This window comes from Bradyrhizobium sp. CCBAU 51753, from assembly GCF_015291565.1.
Taxonomy (GTDB): domain Bacteria; phylum Pseudomonadota; class Alphaproteobacteria; order Rhizobiales; family Xanthobacteraceae; genus Bradyrhizobium; species Bradyrhizobium ivorense.
Genome location: NZ_CP030037.1, coordinates 672,237 through 695,665, shown reverse-complemented (window position 1 = coordinate 695,665; position 23,429 = coordinate 672,237). Strand labels below are relative to the sequence as shown.

Genomic DNA, 23,429 nt, shown 5'->3' with positions numbered 1-23,429 from the left:
GTCACTTCGTCAGCGGGCAGCCGCTGTCCTTGACGGTGAAGAAGGCCTGGTCGCCTGGCACCACCGCGATCTGCTTGTAGTAGTCCCACGGCTTCTTCGATTCCGAGGGCTTCTTGACCTCGAACAGATAGAGGTCGTGCACCATGCGGCCGTTCGCCAGCACCTTGCCCTTGGCGAAGGCGTCGTCGACCGGCAGCTCCTTCAGCTTCGCGGCGACCGCTTCAGAGTCCTTGGTGCCGGCCGCCTTCACCGCTTTCAAATAACTCAGTGTCGCCGAATAGGTGCCGGCATGGATCATGCTCGGCATATGGCCGGTACGTTTCATGAACCGCTCGCTGAAGGCGCGCGAGGCGGCATCGTGATCCCAGTAAAAGCCTTCGGTCAGCACCAGCCCTTGCGCGGCGTCAAGCCCGAGCCCGTGCACCTCGGAGATCGTCATCAAAAGACCCGCGAGCTTCTGGCCGCCTCGCACGATGCCGAACTCGGCGGCCTGCTTGATCGAATTGGTGGTGTCGAGACCGGCATTGGCGAGCCCGATGATCTTGGCCTTCGAGCTCTGGGCCTGCAGCAGGAACGACGAGAAGTCCGACGAATTGAGCGGGACGCGGACCTGGCCGACCACCTTGCCGCCCTTCGAGGTAACGATGTCGCTGGTGTCCTTTTCCAGCGCGTAGCCGAACGCATAGTCGGCCGTCAGGAAGAACCAGGTGTTGCCGCCGGCTTCGGTCAGCGCGCCGCCGGTGCCGACCGCCAGCGCGCGGGTGTCGTAGGCCCAATGGAAGCTGTAGGGCGTGCACGCATCGCCCGATATGCGCGAGGTCGCCGCCCCCACCACGATGTCGATCTTCTTTTTTTCCTTGGACAGCTCCTGCACCGCAAGCGCCACCGATGAGGTCGTGAGCTCGGTGATCATGTCGACGTTCTCGACCTCGTACCAGCGCCGCGCGATCGCAGTCGCAAGGTCCGGCTTGTTCTGATGGTCGGCGGTGACGATCTCGATCTTCTGTCCCAGCACCTCGCCGCCGAAATCCTCGACCGCCATCCGCGCGGCTTCGAGCGAGTATTTTCCGCCGTAGTCGGCATAGACGCCGGACTGATCGTTGAGAATGCCGATCTTGACACCCTGTGCCGATGCCGGTGCCGCAAGCAACAGGCTGCATGCCGCGACGGCGGCCAAAGATCCGAACAAGTATCCCGATTTCATTGTTATGGTCTCCCCACAGTTTCTATCAGGAAAAAATCGGCGCGAGACTATTTTATAACCCTGCGCCTGCCCATCTATTTCGGCTCAGCCAATAGTATGGGCTTGATGGTGTCATTTTCGGGGGCGGGGTGCCAACTCAGGCTTGAGGCCGCAGATCAAAAGCGCTTCTCGGAAAGAATACGCGCGACGTGTTGAAGTCTCTCGACCGAGCGCTCGGTGTGGGTCAGCGCACAACAGCTGACCAAGGTATCGATAATGGCGAGCTGAGCGACGCGGCTGCTCATCGCTTCGGGCCGATAACGCGTTTCGTTTGCGACAGTATAGAGCAGAACGTCGCAATGGGCCGCGAGCGGCGATTTGCCGAGCCGGGTGATGCCGATCGTCCGGGCACCGGCTTCCCGCGCCAATTGGGTGGCGAGCACCGTCTCGACCGTACTGCCGGAGTGCGACACCGTGACGGTCGCAACCGTCGGGCCGGTCATGCCTGCGCTGACCGCCTGGACATGGGAATCGACGACGGCGCTCGCCGAGAGCCCGAGCTGCAGCAACCGATAGGACAGGTCCTGCGCAATAGGCGCCGAACTTCCGATGCCATAAATCTCGATTCTCTGCGCTTCGTTCAACATGCTCGTCGCCTGCGCCAGGGATTCCATCGACAGCAGACGGCGTGTCTCGTGCAGCGAAGCCGCGTGAGCGGCAAAGATGTGGTCCGTGACCGTCGCGGGATCATCGCCCTGATGCAGATTCTCCTGAATCAGGTGAACCGGCTCGATGAGATCGCGCGCCAGAAGGATCTTCAGCTCCTGAAATCCGCGAACGCCCACCCGCCGGCAGAACGAAACGATCGTGCCTTCGCTGACATCGCATGCCTCGGCAACCTCGGTGATCGACATGTGAATGAAGGACTCGGGCTGTCCGATGATCCGCGCGGCGATCTGCCCGGCTTTCGGAGGAAGATCAGCCTGCAGTTCCCGAATCCGGGACAGGACGGCGTTCACGGATTGCCCTGGATCGACGTTCAAGCGCTTCACCGCCCCCCTCGCACACGATGTGGGAGTCCATTGAATTGGCTATCGGCAGCATGAAACTGCACTGCCGGTCGCGCTGTCTCTGTCATTCCACCTTCCTGCCGTTCACCGTCTGCATCTGATCCTGATCACCGGAAAAATCACGAGCTGGTCGCCCGCGGCGCCATCAAACCTATGCACTGAAAAAAACTCATAAAGACGCATCTGAAAAATAAATTATTCACATCTGCGTCAAATCGCCTTGCTACGCCTCGTCCGCCTGCGCGGGGCGCCCAAGCCAGTGCCGCGCGATCACTCCTTCATCTCAAGAAAAGGTCGACACAGGATGACAACACGTCGCGATTTTCTGGCGGGCGCTGCGGCGGCAGCTGCCTTCACCAGCATCAACCGGGCGCTCGCCATTCCGGCGGCGCGCCGGACCGGCACCATCATGGACGTCAAGCACATCGTGATCCTGATGCAGGAGAACCGCTCGTTCGACCACTATTTCGGTACGATGCGTGGCGTGCGCGGCTTCGGCGATCGCTTCCCGATTCCGCTCGAAACCGGCAAGGACGTGTGGTTTCAATCCGATGGGACGCGTGAAATTCCGCCTTACCATCGCGACTCCGCCACCAGCAACGCGCTGGTCGGATACGGCACGCCGCACTCGTTCGGCGACAGTCAGGCCGCGTGGAACCAGGGCAAGATGGGCTTGTGGCCCAAGTACAAGACCCAGTACGCGATGGGCCACTTCCAGCGCGAGGACATCCCGTTCCAGTTTGCCCTCGCCGAGGCATTCACGATCTGCGACGCCTATCACTGCTCCATCACGACCGGCACCGACCCGAACCGGATCGTGTTCTGGTCGGGCTCCAACTTCAATCCGGCGCTGCGCGCGCAGGGCATCAACTGCACGACGAACGACTCCGAGCCCAACAACAACCGCTGCTGGCCCAACCCGTCCAAATGGGTGGCCGGCCTGCCGCAGCCTCAGCCGACCTACAAGTATGTCGGCAGCGACTTCAACTGGCCGACGCTCCCCGACCTCCTGCAGCAGGCCGGCGTCAGCTGGCACATCTACCAGGACATGAACGACAACTGGACCGGCGCGATGAACGGCTGCCTGGCGTTCTCCAGCTTCCGCCACGCACAGCCGGGTGATCCCAACTATCTGCACGGCCTGACCGGTGGTCCGGACTATCTCGCGAAATTCAAAGCCGACGTGATGAGCGGCAACCTGCCCCAGGTGTCGTGGATCCTGCCGACCCAGGCCAACTCCGAGCATCCCGGCGGCGGCAGCCCGACCCGCGCCGGCAACTTCACCGACCAGGTGCTGGACGCGTTGACCTCCAACCCCGAAGTCTGTTGGGTGCTCGCTCCCAATGGCTTCCACCGTCACTTCTCAGGCAACATCAGCACGATGCGGCCCAAGAACGAGCCCAACCCCGAAATCTTCGTCGGCTACAATATCCACGACGGCGGCGTGCATCTGCAGCTCCGCAACGACGGCAACAGCCACCTCCGCTTCACGGTGAAGTCCAACAAGATCTACGGTCCGTTGGTTGCCGTGAGCGCCGCGGTATCCGCCGCGACGCAGCCGGAGTCTCCCGGCTTCGGTCCGCGTCCCGGCGTCCAGCCGGTCGGAGTCGGCCCGGTGCCAGGTTTCCGGAAGGCCCCCGACCTTTCGGCAGCGGGCTTCGGCTTCAATCCGTCGGTCTTCTTCCCTGGACCGGACGTTGGCGGCGGTGCCCGCACGTCGTGGGATGTCAAGGTGCCTGCTTCCGGCCAGCCGAGAGAGCTGTATTGGAATCTGCGCACCACGGGCGGCTGGTACGACTTCGTCATCACCAGCGACTCGGACAGCAATCTCTATCGGCGCGTGGCCGGCCATGTCGAAACCGGCCGGGCATCGGTGAGCGATCCCGGCATGGGCATCGCCGACCAGTTCTAGAGCACGGTCCGCGCGCGGCCGCGTCAACGCAGAGATGGATTCCGGGGGTATGCCCCCGGAATCATGTTGGAAAGGTTCGTGCTCACCCCGCCGCCGCCGCCGTGGTCTGGTCCTTCTTGCCCTCGTTCTTTCCTTCGGCGAGGTTGCGCACCACCATGTAGAAGATCGGGGTGAAGATCAGGCCGAACAGCGTGACGCCGAGCATGCCGAAGAACACGGCAACGCCGACCGCCTGGCGCATCTCCGAGCCCGAGCCGGTCGACACCACCAGCGGCAGCACGCCGAGGATGAAGGCGAACGACGTCATCAGGATCGGCCGCAAGCGCAGCCGACAGGCCTCGATCACCGCCTCCAGCCGCGACCTGCCCTCGAGCTCGATGTCGCGCGCGAACTCGACGATCAGGATCGCGTTCTTGGCGGCAAGCCCCACAAGCACCACGAAGCCGATCTGGGTCAGGATGTTGACGTCCTGGCCCATGATGCGCACGCCGATGGTGGCCGCGAACAGGCACATCGGCACGATCAGGATCACCGCGAACGGTAGGGTCCAGCTGCCATATTGTGCGGCCAGCACCAGATAGACGAACAGCACGCAGATCGGGAACACGTAGAGGCCGGCATTGCCGCCGGTCACCTGCTGATAGGACAGGTCGGTCCATTCGAACGAGAAGCCGCTCGGCAAGGTCTGGTCGGCGAGCTGCTTGATGGTGTTGAGCGCCGTCGTCGAGCTCACCCCTGGCCCAGGCTCGCCCTGCAACTCGGACGCCGAGTAGAGATTGTAGCGCGCAACGCGGTCGGGTCCCGAGATGTCCTTGAAGTCCACGACGCTGCCGAGCATCACCATGTCGCCGGCGGCGTTGCGAGTGCGCAGCCGCGACAGATCGGGGCTGTCCTTCCGGAACGGCTGATCGGCCTGCGCGGTGACGTGATAGGTGCGGCCGAACAGGTTGAAGTCGTTGACGTAGGTCGAGCCGAAATAGGTCTGGATCGTGTCGTTGATGTTGGCGATCGGCACCCCGAGCTTCTGCGCCTTGACGCGATCGATGTCGACGAACAGCTGCGGCGTATTGGCGGAGTACGGCGAGAACACCGAGGTGAGGCTCGGTGACTTGCGCGCGGCGTTCACCAGCTCGTCGGTCGCGGCCGCCAGCAGCTCGGGCCCGCGCCCCTGCCGATCCTGGACGCGAATGGTGAAGCCGCCGCCGGTGCCGATGCCCGGCACCGCGGGCGGCGGAATCACGATGATGAAGGCGCCCTGGATCACCGACAGCCGCTTGCGCAGCTCGGCGGTGATGGCGTTCGCCGTCAGCCCCTTCTTCAGCCGCGCCTCCGGCTCGTCGAACACCGGGAACAGGGCCGCGGCATTGCCCGCCTGGGTGCGCGTCGCGCCGGAGAAGCCGGCGAAGGCCGCGACGCGGACGATGCCCGGCGTATCCAGCGCGATCCGCTCGATCTCGCGCACCACCGCCGTGGTCCGCGCCAGCGACGCGGCGCCGGGCAGCTGCGCCGAGATGATGACGTAGCCGCGATCCTGGGCCGGAATGAAGCCCTGCGGAGTGGTGGCGAGCAGCCAGCCGGCACTGCCGATCAGCACCAGGTAGATCGCGACCATCACCACGGTATGCCGGATCACGAAGTCGGCGGCAGCCGCGTAGCCGTGTGCCAGGCGGTCGAAGATGCGGTTGAACACCCCGGTAAAACTGTCCCAGCCGCGCGCGATGATATTCCAGCGCGCCGGCGGCCGCTTCTCCTCATGCGGCACCAGGATCTGCGAGGCTAGCGCCGGCGACAGCGTCAGCGAGCAGAAGCAGGAGATTGCGGTCGCAACCGCAATGGTGACCGCGAATTGCTGGAAGAACTGCCCGGAGATGCCGCCGAGGAACGCGGTCGGCACGAACACCGCGCACAGCACCAGCGCGATCGAGACCAGCGCGCCGCCGACCTCCTCCATGGTCTTCAGCGCGGCTTCGCGCCGGCTCATGCCGTGCTCGAGATGCCGCTCGACGTTCTCGACCACGACGATGGCGTCGTCGACCACGATGCCGACCGCGAGCACGAGGCCGAACAGCGTCAGATTGTTGATCGAGAAGCCGAGCGCGGCCATCACCGCGAAGGTGCCGACCAGCGACACCGGGATCGCGATGATCGGGATGATCGCGGGCCGCCAACCCTGCAGGAACACCAGCACCACGATGACGACGAGCGCCATCGCCTCGTAGATCGTCTTGATCAGCTCATGCACCGATTGGGCGATGAACTCGGTCGGGTTGTAACCGATATTGTAGTCGAGCCCCTTCGGGAAAGAGGTCTTGAGCTGCGCCATCGTGTCGGAGATGTGCTTGGCGGTGGCCAGCGCGTTCGAACCTGGCCGCTGCGTCACCAAGAGCGCGACGGCCGATTTGCGCAGCAGGAAACTGTTGGTGGCATAGGACAGCGCACCGAGCTCGACGCGGGCGACGTCGCGCAGCCGCACGGTGCGGCCGTCGGAGCCGGCCTTCACCACGATGTCCTCGAATTGCCTGATGTCCTTCAGGCGGCCGGTGAAGACGAGGTTCGGCTGGAACGCGCGATCGGCGATCGGCGGCTCCGCGATCTGTCCGCCCGCGATCTGCAGATTCTGGGCCCGGATCGCCGCCAGCACCTCGCCCGAGGTCAGGCCGAGATTGGCAATCCGGTCAGGGTCGAGCCACAGCCGCATCGAGTAGTCGCGCGCGCCAAACATCTGGATGTCGCCGACGCCGTCGATCCGCAAGAGCTGATCGCGAACCTGGAGCAGCGCGTAGTTCGAGATGTAGAGCTGGTCGAACGTGTCGTCGGGCGACAGCATGAACACGACCATCAGGATGTCGGGCGAGTTCTTGCGAGTGACGACGCCGTTGCGCTGCACCTCTTCAGGCAGCCGCGGCTGCGCGATCGCGACGCGGTTCTGCACCAGCACCTGGGCCTTGTCGAGATCGGTGCCGAGCTTGAAGGTGACGGTGATGGTGAGTTGGCCGTTCGAGGTCGCCTGGCTGTAGAGATACAGCATGTCCTCGACGCCGTTGATCTCCTGCTCGATCGGCGCCGCTACGGTGTCGGACACAGTCTGCGCCGAGGCGCCCGGATATTGCGTGGTGACCGTGACGGTCGGCGGCACCACTTGCGGATATTCCGAGACCGGCAACGTCTGGTAGGCGATCGCGCCGACGATCAGCAGCACGATCGACAGCACCATCGCCAGGATGGGCTGGTTGATGGAAAGCCTTCCGAGATTCATGGCTTGGCACCCGCCGCGGGCTTGTCACCTGCCGGAGCGGCCGGCGCTTTATCCCCTGCGGGAGCCTGCGCCATCTTCGGCGTCACCTTGGCGCCGACGCGGGCGCGCTGCAGCCCGTCCACGATGACGTGGTCCTCGGCCTTGAGGCCCTCGCGGATCACGCGCAGGCCCTCATCCAGCGGCCCGAGCACGACCGGCCTCGCCTCCACCGTGTTGTCGTCCTTGACCACGAACACGATCTTGCGCGACTGGTCGGTGGCGATGGCGGTATCGGGAATCAGCAGCGCCTCGTAAGGCGAGGAGCCGACGATGCGGACGCGGCCGAACTGCCCGGGCAGCACCGACAGATCCTTGTTCGGGATGATTGCGCGGCTGCGCAGCGTCGCGGTCGAGACGTCGAGGCGGTTGTCGAGAAAGTCCATCTTGCCCTCGTGCGAGGGCTTGGTTTCGCCGGTCAAGGTCACCTGCACCGGGTTCGGCGTATCGCGCGAGCTCGGCCGCTTGCCTTCGAACCAGAGCCGGCTGTTGCGCTGATAGGTCGTCTCGTCGACGTCGAAATAGATGTAGATCGGATCCAGCGACACGATCGAGGTCAAAAGCGTCGAGCCGCCCTCGCTGCCCTGCACGAGATTGCCCGGCGTCACCAGATGCCGGCTGACGCGGCCGGTGATCGGCGCCAGCACATGGGTGAATTCGACATTGAGCTGGGCGGCCTTCAGCGCGCCTTCGGCCTGGGTTTCGGCGGCGCGCGCCGCCTGCAAGGCCTGACGGCGTTGGTCGACGACCTGTTCGGAAACCGCGCTGGTCTGCACCAGGTTGAGGCCGCGCTCGAGATCGCGCTTGGCAAGCTCCCCCTTGGCGCGTGCGTCGGCGAGTTGACCTTCGGCTTGCAGCACGACGGCCTCGAACGGACGCGGATCGATGATGTAGAGCAGATCGCCGGCCTTGACGATCGCACCGTCCTTGAACTCGACGCTGTTGACGAAGCCGCCGACGCGGGCGCGGACCTGAACCTCCTCGATCGCCTCGAAGCGGCCGGTGAACTCGTCCCAGTCGGTGACGGTGCGCTTGACCGGCTGGGCCACGGTGACGGGCGGCGCCGGCGGCGCGGCCGCCTGCGATTGCGCCTTGTCCTCGCAGCCGCCGAGCGCCAGCGCGGCCAGCAGGCCGATCGGCACAAGGCCACGCGATACGTAACGGCGGAGCGAATCACGCTCGACGCCGGTCCCTGGAGCCGGATACTCCGTTTTGCCAATCAAGCTCATTCCGTCTCCCCAACGACGCCGCAAATAAAATTGCCGTGATTCAACCCGGATGGACCGCCGTGATGTAACCGCGGCGGACGTCACAGATGTAACCGCTTCCCAGTCTGTTCAAGATGGCCGCCGGATCAAGCTAATAGTTTCGTAGTCTGAGAGCCTTACGACGTAATCGCGAAGCCGGGACGACGGGAACAGGCAGCAACGCTGGCCTATCAGGCCAGCAGGTTCATGTCCTGGTTTGCGGCGGGGACAATCACAGAGCGAGTAGCCGACATATATTTGTCATGACCGGGCGATCCCGGCGGCGCGGCAAAAACGTCGTCCTGCAAGTTTGCCGAAATACGACTTATTGCTGAGCTCTACCTCCCGCTGCATCGCGCCATAAAGGTTAATGGCTCATTTGTCATGTGCACACACATTGACACTCGGAAACATCGCCAATACGGTCATGGTTGCCGAAGGGTAAAATTTCTCGGCCGCCGCATTTTTCTTGAACATTTGCTGGGCTTAGTCGCGGCGTGAGTATGTGAAGGCGACTACGTAAATGGCAAGCGCATTTGATCTTGCTGACAGCACAGCTGCGCGCTCGGTGCGGTTTTCTCATTTCGCGCACGACCCCATGCGGTCACTGGTCGCTGCTAATCAACCCCAAGGTGTGAACGAGTTCACACGTCCGCTTTCCCGACAATTGTAATTAGGACCGGCCTTCACGCCGGTTGCAGGAGCGCTTCATGACGACCATACCCGCCTTTACAATCGGTGGTTTCACGCGCCCGGAACTTCACCTCGATCCGACCGGTCATATCGTCCTGGATCCGGTCGCTCAGGCGTTCGCCGACACGTATGGTCTGCAGTATCTCTATATCGGTTGCCCTCCCGGCACGCTGTTTCCGCCGATCCCCGGCTTCCTGTCGCCGCCGACCGACACCAATTCCGGCACCAACACGGTCGTCGAAGGCGCCGCTGCCAACACCTCGGTCAACATCACCGCGCACGCCAACAGCCTGATCGGCTTTCCGATCACCTATTCGCTGACCAACGACGCCAACGGTGCCTTCAAGATCGATTCGCACACCGGCGTCGTCACCGTCGCCGATCCGACCAAGCTCGATTTCGAGAGCTCCGGCGGCAGCTACGGCATCACCGTACGCGCCACTGACGGCATCTTCGTCTCGTCGCAGACTTTCTCGATCGCCGTCACCAACGCGCCGCCGTCGACACCGATCGACAGCTTCACCGGCGACACCGCCGCCGTGTATGAAGGCGCCGCCGCCGGCACCGTGGCCGGCATCAACGCATTCTCGTTCGACGTGAACGGCCCGGCCGTCACCTATTCGCTCACGGCGGATTCCTCCAACGGCGGGTTCACGATCGATGCCAACACCGGCATCGTCACCGTCGCCGATCCCACCAAGATCGATTTCGAGTCCGCGCCGGGCCATTTCTATGTCATCACGGTCCAGGCCAGCGACGGCCATGGCGGCGTCAGCTCGGAGAGCTTCAGCATCGGGGTCTACGACGTCGCGCCGCCGGCGCCCGGCGACAGCGACGCCGCGGCCAACACCGTCACCGAGGGCGCCGTCGTCAACACGACCGTCGGCGTGACCGTGCATGCAGACGACATCAGCGGCGGCACGGTGACCTATTCGCTGACCGACAACGCGGGCGGCGCCTTCAAGATCGATCCCAATACCGGCGTCGTCACTGTCGCCGACCCCAGCAAGATCGACTATGAGAGCGCGCCCGGCCACAGCTACACCATCACGGCGCAGGCCAGCGACGGCACGCTGACGAGCACCCAGAGCTTCACCATCGCGATCGGCGACGCTGCGCCGTCGACGCCGACCGACAGCAACGCGGCCCCCAATACCGTGGTCGAAGGCGCGGCCGCCGGCACCGTCGTCGGCATCACCGCAGCGTCGACCGACGTCAATGGCGGCGCGCTGACCTGGTCGCTGACCAACAGCGCGGGCGGCGCATTCACCATCAACCCGACCACCGGCGTCATCACGGTCGCCGATCCCAGCAAGATCGACTTCGAAACCGCGCCCGGCCACGCCTACACGGTAACCGCGCAGGCCAGCGACGGCACGCTGACCAGCTCGCAGAACTTCACCATTGCCGTCACCGACGTCGCTCCGTCGGCGCCGGTCGACAGCAATGCCGCCGCCAACACGGTGGCGGAAGGCGCGGCCGCCGGCACCGCCGTCGGCATCACGGCGTCCTCGACCGACATCAACGGCCCGGCCGTGACCTGGTCGCTGACATCGGACAGCTCCGGCGGCGGTTTCACCATCAATGCCACCACCGGCGTCATCACCGTCGCCGATCCGACCAAGATCGACTATGAGAGCACCGCGCCCGGCCACACCTACACCGTGACCGCGCAGGCCAGCGACGGCACGCTGACGAGTTCGCAGAGTTTCACCATCGCCGTCAGCAACGTATCGATCACGACGCCGGTCGACGCCGATGCCGCGGCCAACACCGTCACCGAAGGCGCCGCCGCCGGCACCACGGTCGGCATCACCGCGTCCGCGGTCGATCCGAACGGACCGGCGACGGTTTATGCCCTGATCGGAGACACCTCCGGCGGCGGCTTCACCATCAATGCCAGCACCGGCGTCGTCACGGTCGCCGATCCGACCAAGATCGACTATGAAACCGCCGCAGGGCACGCCTACGGCATCACCGTGCAGGCCACCAGCGGCGCCGACGTCACGACGCAGAGCTTCTCGATTGCGGTCGCCAACGCCGCGCCGTCGGCCCCGGTCGACAGCGACGTCACCGCCAATTCGGTCATCGAGGGCGCCGCGGCCGGAACCACGGTCGGCATCACGGCGTCCTCGACCGACGTCAACGGCCCGGCCGTCACCTATTCGCTGACCGGCGACACCTCCGGCGGCGGCTTCACCATCAACGCCACGACCGGCGTCATCACCGTCTCCGATCCCTCCAAGATCAATTATGAGACCGCCGGCCACAGCTACACCGTGACCGCACAGGCCAGCGACGGCACGCTGGCGAGCTCGCAGACCTTCACCATCGCGGTCGGCGACATTGCGCCGTCGGTCCCGGTCGACAGCGACGCCACCGCCAACTCGGTCAGCGAAGGCGCGGCTGCCGGCACCAGCGTCGGCGTCACGGCGTCCTCGACCGACATCAACGGCCCGGCCGTCACCTGGTCGCTGATCGGCGACACCTCGGGCGGTGGCTTCACCATCAATGCCGCCACCGGCGTCATCACCGTCGCCGATCCGACCAAGCTCGACTACGAGAGCACCGCGCCCGGCCACAGCTACACCGTGACGGCGCAGGCCAGCGACGGCACGCTGACGAGTTCGCAGAGCTTCACCATCGCCGTCACCGATGTCGCGCCGTCGACCCCGGTCGACAGCGACGTCGCCGCCAACAGCATTGCGGAGGGTGCGGCCGCTGGCTCCACCGTCGGCATCACCGCATCCTCGACCGACGTCAACGGCCCGGGCGTGACCTATTCGCTGATCGGCGACACCTCCGGCGGCGGCTTCACCGTCAATGCCGCCACCGGCGTCGTCACCGTCGCCGATTCCACCAAGCTCGATTACGAGACCGCCGCGGGCCACGCCTACACCGTCATCGTGCAGGCCAGCGACGGCACGCTCGCGAGCTCGCAGACCTTCACCATCGGCGTTGCCGACGTCGCACCGACGACCCCGGTCGACAGCGACGGCGCGGCCAATTCGATCGCCGAAGGCGCCGCCAACGGCTCCACCGTCGGCATCGTCGCATCCGCCGTCGACGTCAACGGCCCGGCCGTGACCTATTCGCTGATCGGCGACACCTCCGGCGGCGGCTTCACCATCAACGCCGCGACCGGCGTCATCACCGTCGCCGACAGCACCAAGATCGACTACGAAACCTCGGGCGGCAGCTACACCGTCACCGCGCAGGCCAGCGACGGCACGCTGACGAGCTCGCAGACCTTTACCATCGCCGTCACCGACGTCGCGCCATCGACCCCGGTCGACGGCGATGCCACTGCCAATTCAGTTGCCGAAGGCGCGGCCGCCGGCACCAGCGTCGGCGTCACGGCGTCATCGACCGACGTCAACGGGCCGGCCGTCACCTGGTCGCTGACCGGCGACACCTCGGGCGGCGGCTTCGCCATCAATGCCACCACCGGCGTCATCACCGTCGCCGATCCCACGAAGATCGACTTCGAGAGCTCCGGCGGCGGCCACAGCTACTCCGTCACCGCGCAGGCCAGCGACGGCACGCTGACGAGCTCGCAGACCTTCACCATCAACGTCGCCGACGTCGCGCCGTCGGCCCCGGTCGACGCCGATGTCGCCACCAACACCGTTGTCGAGGGTGCGGCCAACGGCACCACCGTCGGCGTCACGGCATCCGCGACCGACGTCAACGGGCCGGCCGTGACCTATTCGCTGACCGGCGACACCTCCGGCGGCGCCTTCACCATCAATGCCACCACCGGCGTCATCTCCATCGCCGACGACACCAAGGTCGACTACGAATCCTCGGGCGGCAGCTACACCGTGACCGTGCAGGCCAGCGACGGCACGCTGACGAGCTCGCAGGCCTTCGTCATCGCCGTCACCGACGTTGCGCCGTCGACCCCGGTCGACAGCGATGGCGGCGCCAACCAGGTCGCGGTCAGCGCGCCGGTCGGCGCCTCGGTCGGGATCACCGCGTTCTCGACCGATATCAACGGGCCCAACGTCACCTATTCGCTGGTCGGCGACACCTCGGGCGGCGGCTTCACGATCGATCCGACCACCGGGAAGGTCACGGTCGCCGATCCCTCCAAGATCCATCTCGCCGACGGGTTCTACGACATCACGGTGCAGTCCAGCGACGGCACGCTGCACAGCCAGCAGACCTTTACCATCGGCGTCGTGATCGATGCGGCCCCGGTCGTCACCGCCGGCCATACGCTGAATTACACCGAGAACCAGGCCGCCACCGCGTTCGATCCGGCGATCACGGTCACCGATTCCGACAACGCCAACCTGACGCATGCCACGGTGCAGATCACCGGCGGCTACGTCAACGGCCAGGACGTCCTCGCCTTCACCAACACCGCCACCATCACCGGCTCGTTCAACGCCGCCACCGGCACCCTGACGCTGACCGGGACCGACACGGTCGCGAACTACCAGGCCGCGCTCGCCTCGGTGACCTACTTCAACAGCAGCGACAATCCGTCAGCAGCGGCGCGCACGGTCACGATCATTGCCAATGACGGCACGCTCGACAGCTCGCCGGTCACCGGCACCATCAACGTCACGCCGGTCAATGATCCGCCTCAGGTCGTCGCCGGCCATGTCCTGAGCTACACCGAGGACCAGGCCGCGACCGCAATCGACCCGGCGATCACCGTGTCCGACGTCGACAACACCACGCTGACCGGCGCGACGATCCAGATCACCGGCAACTACGCCAACGGCCAGGACGTCCTCGCCTTCGTCAACACCGCCAACATCACCGGCTCGTTCAATGCCGCCACCGGCACGCTGACGCTGTCCGGCACCGACACCGTCGCCAACTATCAGGCGGCGCTGGCCGCGGTGACCTATCAGAACACCAGCGAGAACCCGTCAGGGCTGGCGCGAACCGTGACGTTCATCGCCAATGACGGCGCGGCGACGTCGACGCCCGTCACCGGCACCATCAACGTCACGCCGGTCAACGATGCACCGGCGACGACCGCCGGCGGCACGCTGAACTACACCGAGAACCAGGCCGCGACCGCGATCGATCCCACCGTCAACGTCACCGACGTCGACAGCGCCAATTTGGTCGGCGCGACGGTGCAGGTCACCGGCAACTACGCCAACGGCCAGGACGTGCTGGGCTTCACCAACCAGAACGGCATCACCGGCGTGTTCAACGCCGCGACCGGCACGCTGACGCTGTCCGGCTCCTCGAGCGTCGCGAACTACAAGGCCGCGCTCGATTCCGTCACCTATTTCAACTCGAGCGACAACCCGTCCGGGCTCGACCGCACCGTCAGCTTCACGGTCAACGACGGCTCGCTGAACAGCAACACCTCGACCTCGACCATCCACGTCACGCCGGTCAACGACGCGCCTTCCATCAACGCCACCGGTACCCTGGCCTTCACCGAGAACCAGGGCCCGACCGCGATCGCATCCGCGCTGACCGTCACCGACGTCGACACCGCGACGCTCTCCAGCGCGACGGTGCAGATCAGCGCCAACTACGTCAACGGCGAGGACCTGCTCGCCTTCACCAACACCGCCAACATCACCGGCTCGTTCAATGCGGCCACCGGTACGCTGACCTTGACCGGCACCGACACGGTGGCGAACTACGAGGCCGCGCTGCGCTCCGTCACGTATAACGACAACAGCGACAACCCGTCGACCTTGGCGCGGACCGTGACCTTCACGGTCGATGACGGCCAGGCGGCGAACCATCAGAGCGCCGGCTCGGCTCACACCCTCAACGTCACCGCGGTCGACGACGCGCCGGTCAACAATGGCGTGCCGGCGAGCTTCACCTTGATGTCGGGCTCCAGCCACAACATCACCGGCCTCTCGATTTCCGACGTCGACGCCGCAGGCGGCAACGACATCACCACGACCTTGACCTCGGCCGGCGGCGGCATCGTCAACATCGCCGCAGTCGGCGGCGGCGCCGCCATCACCGGCAACGGCACCGGCGTCGTCACGCTGACCGGCACGATCGCGCAGATCAACGCCTCGCTCGCCGGCACCGTGACCTACACCGCGGCCGACGGCGCCACCGGATCGTCGACCACGACCATCACGATGGCGACCAACGACCACGGCCACACCGGCACCGGCGGCCCGATCACCGACACCGACGTGATCCAGGTCGGCGTCACCCAGCAGGTCTGGTTCATCGATCAGGCCCAGACCATCACCGATGCCACCGCGCCGCGCGGCTCGCAGGCCAACCCGTTCACCGACATCCACGAGTTCAACATCTCGAGCGGGCCGGGCGTCAACGACATCATCTATCTGAAGGCCGGCACCTATACCGGCGAGGGCATCAACCTCAAGGACGGCCAGACCCTGCTCGGCGACGACCAGGCGCTGTCGCTGCCCGATCCGTTCGGCGGCCCGGCGATCCAGATCGAAACCTCGAGCGGCGCGCGGCCGACCATCAACGTCACCACCGCCGCCGACCAGGGCATCGATCTCGCCCAGAACAACACCATCCACGGCATCAACATCACGACCGCTTCGGGCACCACCGGCCTCGATGACGGCAACAACTCGGTCGGCAACCTGACCGTCGACCAGATGTCGATCACCGGCTCCGGCCAGGCCGTCGACATCGACCAAGGCGGCGCGCTCAACGTCTCGCTCGGCACGGTGAGCTCGTCGGGCGGCGCCTTCGGCGTCCAGCTCGGCGGCGCCCTGACCGGCAGCTTCACCACCACCGGCGGCACGCTGTCGGGCCACACCACCTCGGAGTTCGACGTCAACGGCGGCACCGGCAACATCAGCTATGCCGGCACGATCGGTGACGGCACCGGATCGTCGGTCTCGGTCGCCAGCCACACCGGCGGCACGGTCGCCTTCTCCGGCGCCATCACCGACGGCGCCGACGCCGGCGGCGGCGTATCGCTCTCGGGCAACACCGGCAGCACGATCAACTTCACCGGCGGCATGACGCTGAGCACCGGCGCCTCGAGCGGCTTCGCCGCCACCGGCGGCGGCACCGTCAACGTCACCGGCACCAATCACATCACCAGCACCACCGGCACCGCGCTCAACGTCACCGGTACCACGATCGGCGCCAGCGGCCTCACCTTCCAGGACATCAGCGCCAACGGCGCGGCCAACGGCATCGTGCTGAACAACACCGGCACCAGCGGCGGCCTGACGGTGACCGGCACCGGCTCGACCACCGGTTCGGGCGGCACCATCCAGAACACCACCGGCGACTCCATCAGCCTGTCGTCGACGCGCGGCATCACCCTCGCGAACATGAACATCACCGACGCCGGCGCAAACAACGCCGGCAACGACAACTCGAACTGGATCGACGCCAGCAGCGTCACCAATCTGACCCTGACCAACATGCATGCGACCGGCTCGGTCGGTCATGGCGTGAACGGCAACAACATCACCAATCTGACCATCACGGGCGGCGTCTTCTCGGGCGGCGGCGCCGACAACGATCAGGCGAATTTCAACGGCTTCGAACTTCACAACCTGCTCGGCACCTCGTCGATCACGGGCACCACGTTCTCGAACTCGAACACGATCCAGTTCCACGTCAACAACGACACCGCCACGAACTTCGCGGGCACGCCTGACCAGCTGACCGTTTCAGGGACCACCTGGAACAACCAGACCGGGCCGTTTGCCGGCGACCACCTGTCGGTCAACTCCGACACCGGCGGCAATTTCAGCCTGATCGTCAACAACACGAGCGGCCAGAACACCTTCGTCACCGGCGGCACGGCCGTGCAGGCAACGGCGGGAGGAACCAACGGAAAGATGAACGCCGATATCTCCGGCGTCACCTCCGGCGGATCGCTGGCATCCAACAACTTCAACACGGCGATGGTCGTCATCGGTGAAACCGGCACCGGCATCATCACCTACGACATTCACAACAATACCTCGCTCGGAACCGGCAGCGTTGCTATCAAGGTCACGCACGCCTCCGCCGGCGGCACCTCGACCGGCAAGATCCGTGACAACACGATCACCCACATCGCCGGTCCGGGTACCGACGCCGTGTCGGTCGACGTTCAAGGTGTCGGCGCAACCGGCGGCACCGGCACCGTCCTGATCGAGAACAACACCATTACCGGCAACTATCAGCGAGGAATTCACGTCCAGTCGGGGCAGGGCAATGCGGTCATCAATGCCACCATCGACAACAACCATTTGACCGGCACCGACACGACCGGTCAGGGCCTGCAGCAGATTGCAGTCATTGCCGGCATCAGCGGCGGCGGCAGCGCCACGACGCTTCGTCTCAACATGTTCAACAATGACGTCCACAATGGCGCAGGCGCGACCTATACGGCCGACTACCGCCTGCAAAATATGTCGGGCAACACGTTCCTGCTTCAGGACTTCGCGGGCAACGGCTCCACGGTCTCCGACATTCAGAGCTGGGTGACCGCCACCAAGGGCAATACGGCTGCCGGCACCGGCGTCATCACCGTCAATGTCGGCAGCCCGTTCGGGACCACCGGCGCCATCCCGACGCCGATACTGGCGGCGGGCGGTGGCGTCGCCGCCTCCACGCCGACGCCAGGCGAGACCCATCTCACCCAGACTCAACTCGATACCGTCGTCGCGGCAGCGATCGCCCAGTGGATGCACGCCGGCGCAACGCAGGCCCAGTTCGATGCAATGCTCGCCACCACCTTCAGCGTGGCCGACCTCGGCGGCAATATTGCCGGCGAGCAGACCCCGGGGCACATCACCATCGATGACGACGGCGCCGGCCATGGCTGGTTCGTCGACCCGACGCCGAACGACAACTCGGAATTCACCCATGCCGTGAACGGGTCCACGACCGATTTGCAGACCGATCCGACCAACGCCGCAGCGGGCCATCTCGACCTCCTGACTGCCGTGGTCCACGAACTCGGTCACGTGCTCGGCCTTCCCGACACCACCGATCCGACGACCGCCAACGACCTGATGTACGTCAACCTGGCCGATGGCGAGCGGCGGCTGGCCGACCACGCCGACGTCACCGCGGCGCTGGCGGCGCTTCCGAATCCCTCGACGCCGGCCACGGTCGCGGCTCCCGCGCCAGCACCGACGCTCGTGATCGCGACCAACGTCTCCAACTACACGCTCGAAGCCACCGACAACGATCTGACCCACGTTGGAAACAACGACTTCATCGGCGTCGGCAACGCCCTGAACAACGTGCTGACCGGCGGCGCCGGCAACGATTATCTGGTCGGGCTGGACGGCAACGATACGCTGATCGACGGCGGCGGCCTCACCACGCTGCAAGGCGGCAAGGGCGACGACATCTACGCGGTCCAGTCCAAGACGGACACCGTGTTCGAGTTCGCCAACGAAGGCACCGACGAGGTGCAGACTTTCCTGGTCTCTTACACCCTGCCGGCCAACGTCGAAAAGCTGACCTTTGTCGGCAACTTCTCGCATCAGGGCACCGGCAACGCACTCGCCAACACCTTCACCGGCACTGCCGCCGACGATATCTTTACCGGTGCGGGTGGCAACGACGTGTTCAACTATCGCGTGAGCGGCAACGGCCTCGACACCATCACCGACTTCAACGCCAACAACGCCGATACCGCGGAGCACGATCATATCGACCTGCACGGACGCGGCCTTTCCTTCGCCGAGCTCGCCGTCACCGAGGTTGCGGGCGGCGTCACCATCGGCATTCCCGGCGGTGATGCGATCTTCCTGAAAAACGTGTCCGTGCATTCGATCGACGCCGGAGACTTCTTCTTCTAGCACGCTGCCCGGCTCTGAGTGAATCAGAGCCGGGCTCAAATCGACTCTTCACGTCGTTCCAACTCACACGCGTCACGGCCGGGCAAGATCGCGAGGCGCGAAAAAAAATTGCAGCGACCATGCTATCGTTGAGGTTGCACTAGCCGTAAAACACGCTATCGTGCGCACGTTATCGATACGGCGTCGCTGTCTCGTGTTTTTGCAGAATTTAAATCGTATTTGGCGGAGGACCGATGGCTGACCCGTTTCTTTCCGAGATCCGCATAATGTCGTTCAACTTCGCGCCCAAGGGATGGGCGCAGTGCAACGGCCAGTTGCTTCCCATCAATCAGAATCAGGGGCTGTTTTCGCTGCTCGGTACGACATTCGGCGGCGACGGGCGGGTGAATTTTGCGTTGCCCGATTTGCGCGGGTGCGTTCCGATCCATGTCGGCGGCGGCAACGCGCTCGGCGGGCGCGGCGGCGAGCAGGCCCACACAATATCGATCGCCGAAATGCCGGCGCACATGCACGTGTTTCAGGGCTCGACTGCAAACGCGAGCTCCGTCGCGCCCGCCGGCAACGTGCTCGCGAGGGGCACGACGGCGGTCGGTACCAATCCCATCAACTATTATACCAATACGATCACCAACTTGACCCCGCTCAACGCGGGTGATTTGGCGAACACCGGCGGCAGTCAGGCGCATCTCAACCTGCAACCGTTCCTGACGGTTCTCTTCTGCATCGCCCTTCAGGGCATCTTCCCCTCGCCGAACTGAGGAAACGCACTCATGGCACAGCCTTATGTTGGCGAGATTCGCATGTTTGCCGGCAACTTCGCGCCGGCCGGCTGGATGTTCTGCGAAGGGCAACTGCTGCCGATCAGCGAAAACGAGACGCTGTTTCAGTTGATTGGCACGACCTATGGCGGCGACGGCCAGTCGACCTTCGCGCTTCCGGACCTGCGCGGGCGCCTGCCGCTCCATCAGGGCAACGGCTTCGTCATGGCCGAGACCGGCGGCGCCGAGGAGATCACGCTGACGGTGCAGCAAATACCTGCGCATACTCACCCGCTCGTTGCCTCGACCAACGCGGCAAACTCGCCCAACGTCCAGAGTGACCTGCCGTCAACGGGCCTGGTCAGCCAGCTGTATTTTGCCAGCGATCCGGATACCAACTGCAGTCCGCAGGCCGTCGCGGCGACCGGAGGTAGCCAGCCGCATAGCAATTTCCAACCCTATCTGTGCGTCGATTTCATCATTTCACTGTTTGGCATTTTTCCGAGCCAGACCTAGGAGCCGACAATGGCCGACCCGTTCGTCGCGGAGATCCGCATCTTTCCGTTCAATTTCGCACCCACGGGCTGGGCATGGTGCGACGGCCAGCTTTTGCCGATCTCGCAGAACACCGCGCTATTCTCCCTGCTCGGCACCACCTACGGCGGCAACGGCAAGAGCAACTTCGCACTGCCCGACCTGCAGGGCCGCGCGCCGATGCACCCCGGCCAGGGCCCGGGCCTGTCGCTGCATGACCTCGGGGAAACCGGCGGGTCGGATACTGTAACCTTGCTTGAGTCCGAAATTCCCTCGCACTCGCATCAATTCAAGGCCTACGGCAGCGATCCCTCCGATCATTTCAACCCAAGCGGCGCGTCCCTGGCTCGTTCCAATGGCGGCAACGCATGGGGCGCGGCGAGCAGCCTCGTATCCTTGGCACCGCAAGCCATCAGCCCCGCCGGCGGCAATCAGCCGCACAACAACATGCAGCCGTATCTGACCTTCTATTTCAACATTGCGCTGCAGGGCGTTTTCCCGCCGCGCGGCTGATTGGCCTTCGATCATGGAAGCGTCCGTCGCTGCGGTTCCGTTTGGCTGGGCGCGTGCGGCGGACGCTGGCCTGACATTCCGCCCGATCGTCGATACCGACCTGTCGTTTCTGGCACGGGTTTACGTCTCGACCCGAATCGAGGAATTGGCCGTCACGGATTGGAGCGATGCGCAGAAGATGGCATTCCTCCAAGACCAGTTTCGCGGGCAACACGCGCACTATCAGAAGTATTATCCCGAGGCCGACTGGCTGGTGACGGCCCACGCCGGCCGGGATATCGGCCGCTTCTATATCGAGCGCTGGCCGAGCCAGCACCGCATCATCGACATCGCCTTCCTTCCGGAGCATCGCGGCAGAGGTCATGGCGAAGCGGTGTTGCGCGATGTGATGGACGAGGCGGCGGCCGCCGGCAAGGACGTCTCGATCCATGTCGAGAAACTCAATCCGGCGATGCGGCTCTACCGCCGCCTCGGCTTTGCGGTCGAGGAGGACAAGGGCGTCTACGATTTGATGCGCTGGAAGCGGCCCAACCTCAGGTGAAGACCGCCTGATAGCCGTTGCCGTCCGCGAGCGGCCCGATCGGCACCAGGAAAATCTCCATCACGCCCAGCGCCGGATGCTGCACCGGGTAGATCGCCTGCGGCAGCCATTGTCCCCTGGGTGCTGCGAACAACAGCGAGAACGCGCCGCCTGGCCGCCCGCTGTTGCCGGCGGGATCGACCTTGGCCAGTTTCAATGGCACGACGCCATCCGCCGCCTGCAGCTCGAAGATGCTGTCCGTGTGCGCAGCGAAGTCGTCGATGTGCAGCTTCGCGAGATCAACCGATGATGTCATGCCGATGCTTCCCCAGATGTCGCCAAGCTGTAGCACGCCGCGCGCCGCAACGCGCGACGAAATGCGCGGACGAGTAGCGCGACAAAACTAAACTCGGACAAATCACGTCGCGGGTATGCACGGCTGCGCCCTCCCTCCACAACTGTCATCGCCCGGCCTGTGCGCGATTGCGCACATGGACCGGGCGATCCAGTACGCCGCAGCTCATCGATTCAAGCACTGCTGCCTCTGGAATACTGGATCACCCGCATGCGCGGGTGATGACACCGAGCTAGCCGCTTGACGCTTGAATCAGGCCAACACCAACACCCCCCACCCCGCACACCCCTGATGACGGCCCCGCTTTCCTCCGCTAACCTGCCCGCCAAGGCTGCCGGCAAGGCGGCGCAGTCAAGGGAGGACGGGCGCGTGCATCGAGGCCGTGTCATCTTCGGCGCCATGGACGAGGTCGTGTTCGGGCACCCGGCTCGCGAGGCCGTGGTCGAGCAGTTGGACCGGCTCGGCGCGCAGCGCGCCTTCCTGATGGTGTCGGGGACGCTGAACCGCGAAACTGACGAGATCGAGAAAATCCGCCAGGCGCTCGGCAGCCGCTGCGTCGGCACCTTCGACCAGATGCCGGCGCACACGCCGCGCGCCGCGGTCATCGCGGCCACCGCGCAGGCCCGCGCCGCGCAGGCCGATTTGATCGTCACCATCGGCGGCGGCTCGATCACCGACGGCGCCAAGGCGGTGCAGCTCTGCCTCGCCAACGACGTCACCACCTCCGACGGCATCGACTTGATCCGCACCCGTGGCGGCGTTGCGCCGGAGATGAAGCCGCCGACCGTGCGCCAGATCAGCGTGCCGACCACGATCGCCGGCGGCGAGTTCTCCTCGATCGCCGGCGTCACCAACGAGGCCAAGCGGCAGAAGGAGATGCTGCGCCATCCGCTGGTGATGCCGCGCGCCACCATCCTCGATCCTGAAATCTCGGTGCACACGCCGGACTGGCTGTTCCTGTCGACCGGCATCCGCGCCGTCGACCATTGCGTCGAGGGCATCTGCTCGCGCGAGGCGCATCCTTATGGCGACGCCCAGGCGCTGAAGGGGCTGGAAATGCTGGCGCAAGGCCTGCCGCGCGTGAAGGCCGACCCGAGGCACATCTCCGCGCGGATGGATTGCCAGATCGGCACCTGGCTCTCGACCGGGCCGCTGGCCTCGGGCGTGCCGATGGGCGCGAGCCACGGCATCGGCTATGTGCTCGGCGCCGAGTTCGACGTGCCGCACGGCTATACGTCCTGCGTGATGCTGCCGGCGGTGCTGCGCTGGAACAAGCGCGACAATGCCGACCGCCAGGCGCTGGTCTCGGCCGCGATGGGTCATCCGGGCGCGGACGCCGGCGACGTGCTCGACCGCTTCATCCGTGCGCTCGGCATGCCGCGCACTTTGCGGGACGTGCACGTCGGCCCCGAGCATTTCGACCGCATCGCGGCGCAGGCGATGCGCACCCCCTGGGTGCCGCGCAATCCGCGCCGGATCGACGGCCCGGCCCAGGTCCGGGAAATTCTCGTGATAGCGGCCTGACGCATGATTCGGACCGCGGGACCGGCTATCCGGAGCGATCAAACAGGAGATGCGATCATGATGTGATCGCGTCGTCGCA

General features: G+C 65.1%; 12 protein-coding genes. 7 read left to right on the top strand and 5 right to left on the bottom strand.

Features of this window, described 5'->3' with window-relative positions; genetic code table 11:
- Window position 1: 1 nt before the first annotated feature.
- The gene (locus XH93_RS03160) at window positions 2-1,204 is read right to left on the bottom strand and encodes an ABC transporter substrate-binding protein (protein ID WP_139479761.1); all 1,203 of its coding nucleotides are present in this window, start codon (window positions 1,202-1,204) and stop codon (window positions 2-4) included.
- A gap of 155 nt (window positions 1,205-1,359) precedes the next feature.
- Window positions 1,360-2,235 carry a MurR/RpiR family transcriptional regulator gene (locus XH93_RS03155; protein WP_246799474.1) on the bottom strand — a complete coding sequence of 292 codons (876 nt, stop codon included), beginning with the start codon at window positions 2,233-2,235 and terminating at the stop codon, window positions 1,360-1,362.
- Between the two features lie 322 nt (window positions 2,236-2,557).
- Here XH93_RS03155 and XH93_RS03150 point away from each other — a divergent pair, with 322 nt between their 5' ends.
- Window positions 2,558-4,165: an alkaline phosphatase family protein gene (locus XH93_RS03150; RefSeq protein ID WP_194472355.1), complete on the top strand. Its 1,608-nt coding sequence runs from the start codon at window positions 2,558-2,560 to the stop codon at window positions 4,163-4,165.
- Between the two features lie 82 nt (window positions 4,166-4,247).
- On the opposite strand, the gene XH93_RS03145 is transcribed toward XH93_RS03150, so the two are convergent.
- Both XH93_RS03145 and XH93_RS03140 read right to left on the bottom strand, forming a co-directional pair.
- Window positions 4,248-7,421 (bottom strand): efflux RND transporter permease subunit, encoded by a 3,174-nt coding sequence (locus XH93_RS03145; protein WP_139479763.1) that lies wholly within the window; start codon window positions 7,419-7,421, stop codon window positions 4,248-4,250.
- Window positions 7,418-8,686, bottom strand: coding sequence for an efflux RND transporter periplasmic adaptor subunit (locus XH93_RS03140; protein ID WP_139858783.1), 1,269 nt, complete (start codon window positions 8,684-8,686; stop codon window positions 7,418-7,420). Before XH93_RS03140 ends, XH93_RS03145 begins: the two co-directional genes overlap by 4 nt.
- A 728-nt stretch (window positions 8,687-9,414) precedes the next feature.
- On the opposite strand from XH93_RS03140, the gene XH93_RS03135 reads away from it, so the two are divergent.
- The 5 genes from XH93_RS03135 (at window position 9,415) to XH93_RS03115 (ending at window position 21,492) form a co-directional block, all read left to right on the top strand.
- Complete coding sequence (locus XH93_RS03135) at window positions 9,415-19,146, top strand: cadherin repeat domain-containing protein (protein ID WP_194472354.1); 9,732 nt, start codon at window positions 9,415-9,417, stop codon at window positions 19,144-19,146.
- A 233-nt stretch (window positions 19,147-19,379) separates the two neighbouring features.
- The gene (locus XH93_RS03130; protein ID WP_139479766.1) at window positions 19,380-19,904 is read left to right on the top strand and encodes a phage tail protein; all 525 of its coding nucleotides are present in this window, start codon (window positions 19,380-19,382) and stop codon (window positions 19,902-19,904) included.
- 12 nt (window positions 19,905-19,916) lie between these two features.
- The gene (locus tag XH93_RS03125) at window positions 19,917-20,420 is read left to right on the top strand and encodes a phage tail protein (RefSeq protein ID WP_139479767.1); all 504 of its coding nucleotides are present in this window, start codon (window positions 19,917-19,919) and stop codon (window positions 20,418-20,420) included.
- A 9-nt stretch (window positions 20,421-20,429) separates the two neighbouring features.
- Window positions 20,430-20,951 (top strand): phage tail protein, encoded by a 522-nt coding sequence (locus XH93_RS03120; protein ID WP_139479768.1) that lies wholly within the window; start codon window positions 20,430-20,432, stop codon window positions 20,949-20,951.
- Between the two features lie 13 nt (window positions 20,952-20,964).
- Complete coding sequence (locus XH93_RS03115) at window positions 20,965-21,492, top strand: GNAT family N-acetyltransferase (RefSeq protein WP_194472353.1); 528 nt, start codon at window positions 20,965-20,967, stop codon at window positions 21,490-21,492.
- Here the strand turns inward: XH93_RS03115 and XH93_RS03110 are convergent.
- Window positions 21,485-21,787, bottom strand: coding sequence for a hypothetical protein (locus XH93_RS03110; RefSeq protein WP_139479770.1), 303 nt, complete (start codon window positions 21,785-21,787; stop codon window positions 21,485-21,487). The two genes, XH93_RS03115 and XH93_RS03110, sit on opposite strands and share 8 nt — an antisense overlap.
- Window positions 21,788-22,195: 408 nt before the next feature.
- Here XH93_RS03110 and XH93_RS03105 point away from each other — a divergent pair, with 408 nt between their 5' ends.
- On the top strand, window positions 22,196-23,350 hold the full coding sequence (locus XH93_RS03105; protein ID WP_194474972.1) for an iron-containing alcohol dehydrogenase: 1,155 nt from the start codon (window positions 22,196-22,198) through the stop codon (window positions 23,348-23,350).
- Window positions 23,351-23,429 lie beyond the last annotated feature (79 nt).

Bases quoted from the DNA above. Each gene is read 5' to 3' on its own strand.
- XH93_RS03135 (WP_194472354.1), top strand. From the start codon at position 9,415: ATGACGACCATACCCGCCTTTACAATCGGTGGTTTCACGCGCCCGGAA.
- XH93_RS03130 (WP_139479766.1), top strand. From the start codon at position 19,380: ATGGCTGACCCGTTTCTTTCCGAGATCCGCATAATGTCGTTCAACTTC.
- XH93_RS03120 (WP_139479768.1), top strand. From the start codon at position 20,430: ATGGCCGACCCGTTCGTCGCGGAGATCCGCATCTTTCCGTTCAATTTC.
- XH93_RS03110 (WP_139479770.1), bottom strand. From the start codon at position 21,787: ATGACATCATCGGTTGATCTCGCGAAGCTGCACATCGACGACTTCGCT.
- XH93_RS03115 (WP_194472353.1), top strand. From the start codon at position 20,965: ATGGAAGCGTCCGTCGCTGCGGTTCCGTTTGGCTGGGCGCGTGCGGCG.
- XH93_RS03125 (WP_139479767.1), top strand. From the start codon at position 19,917: ATGGCACAGCCTTATGTTGGCGAGATTCGCATGTTTGCCGGCAACTTC.
- XH93_RS03150 (WP_194472355.1), top strand. From the start codon at position 2,558: ATGACAACACGTCGCGATTTTCTGGCGGGCGCTGCGGCGGCAGCTGCC.
- XH93_RS03145 (WP_139479763.1), bottom strand. From the start codon at position 7,421: ATGAATCTCGGAAGGCTTTCCATCAACCAGCCCATCCTGGCGATGGTG.
- XH93_RS03140 (WP_139858783.1), bottom strand. From the start codon at position 8,686: ATGAGCTTGATTGGCAAAACGGAGTATCCGGCTCCAGGGACCGGCGTC.
- XH93_RS03160 (WP_139479761.1), bottom strand. From the start codon at position 1,204: ATGAAATCGGGATACTTGTTCGGATCTTTGGCCGCCGTCGCGGCATGC.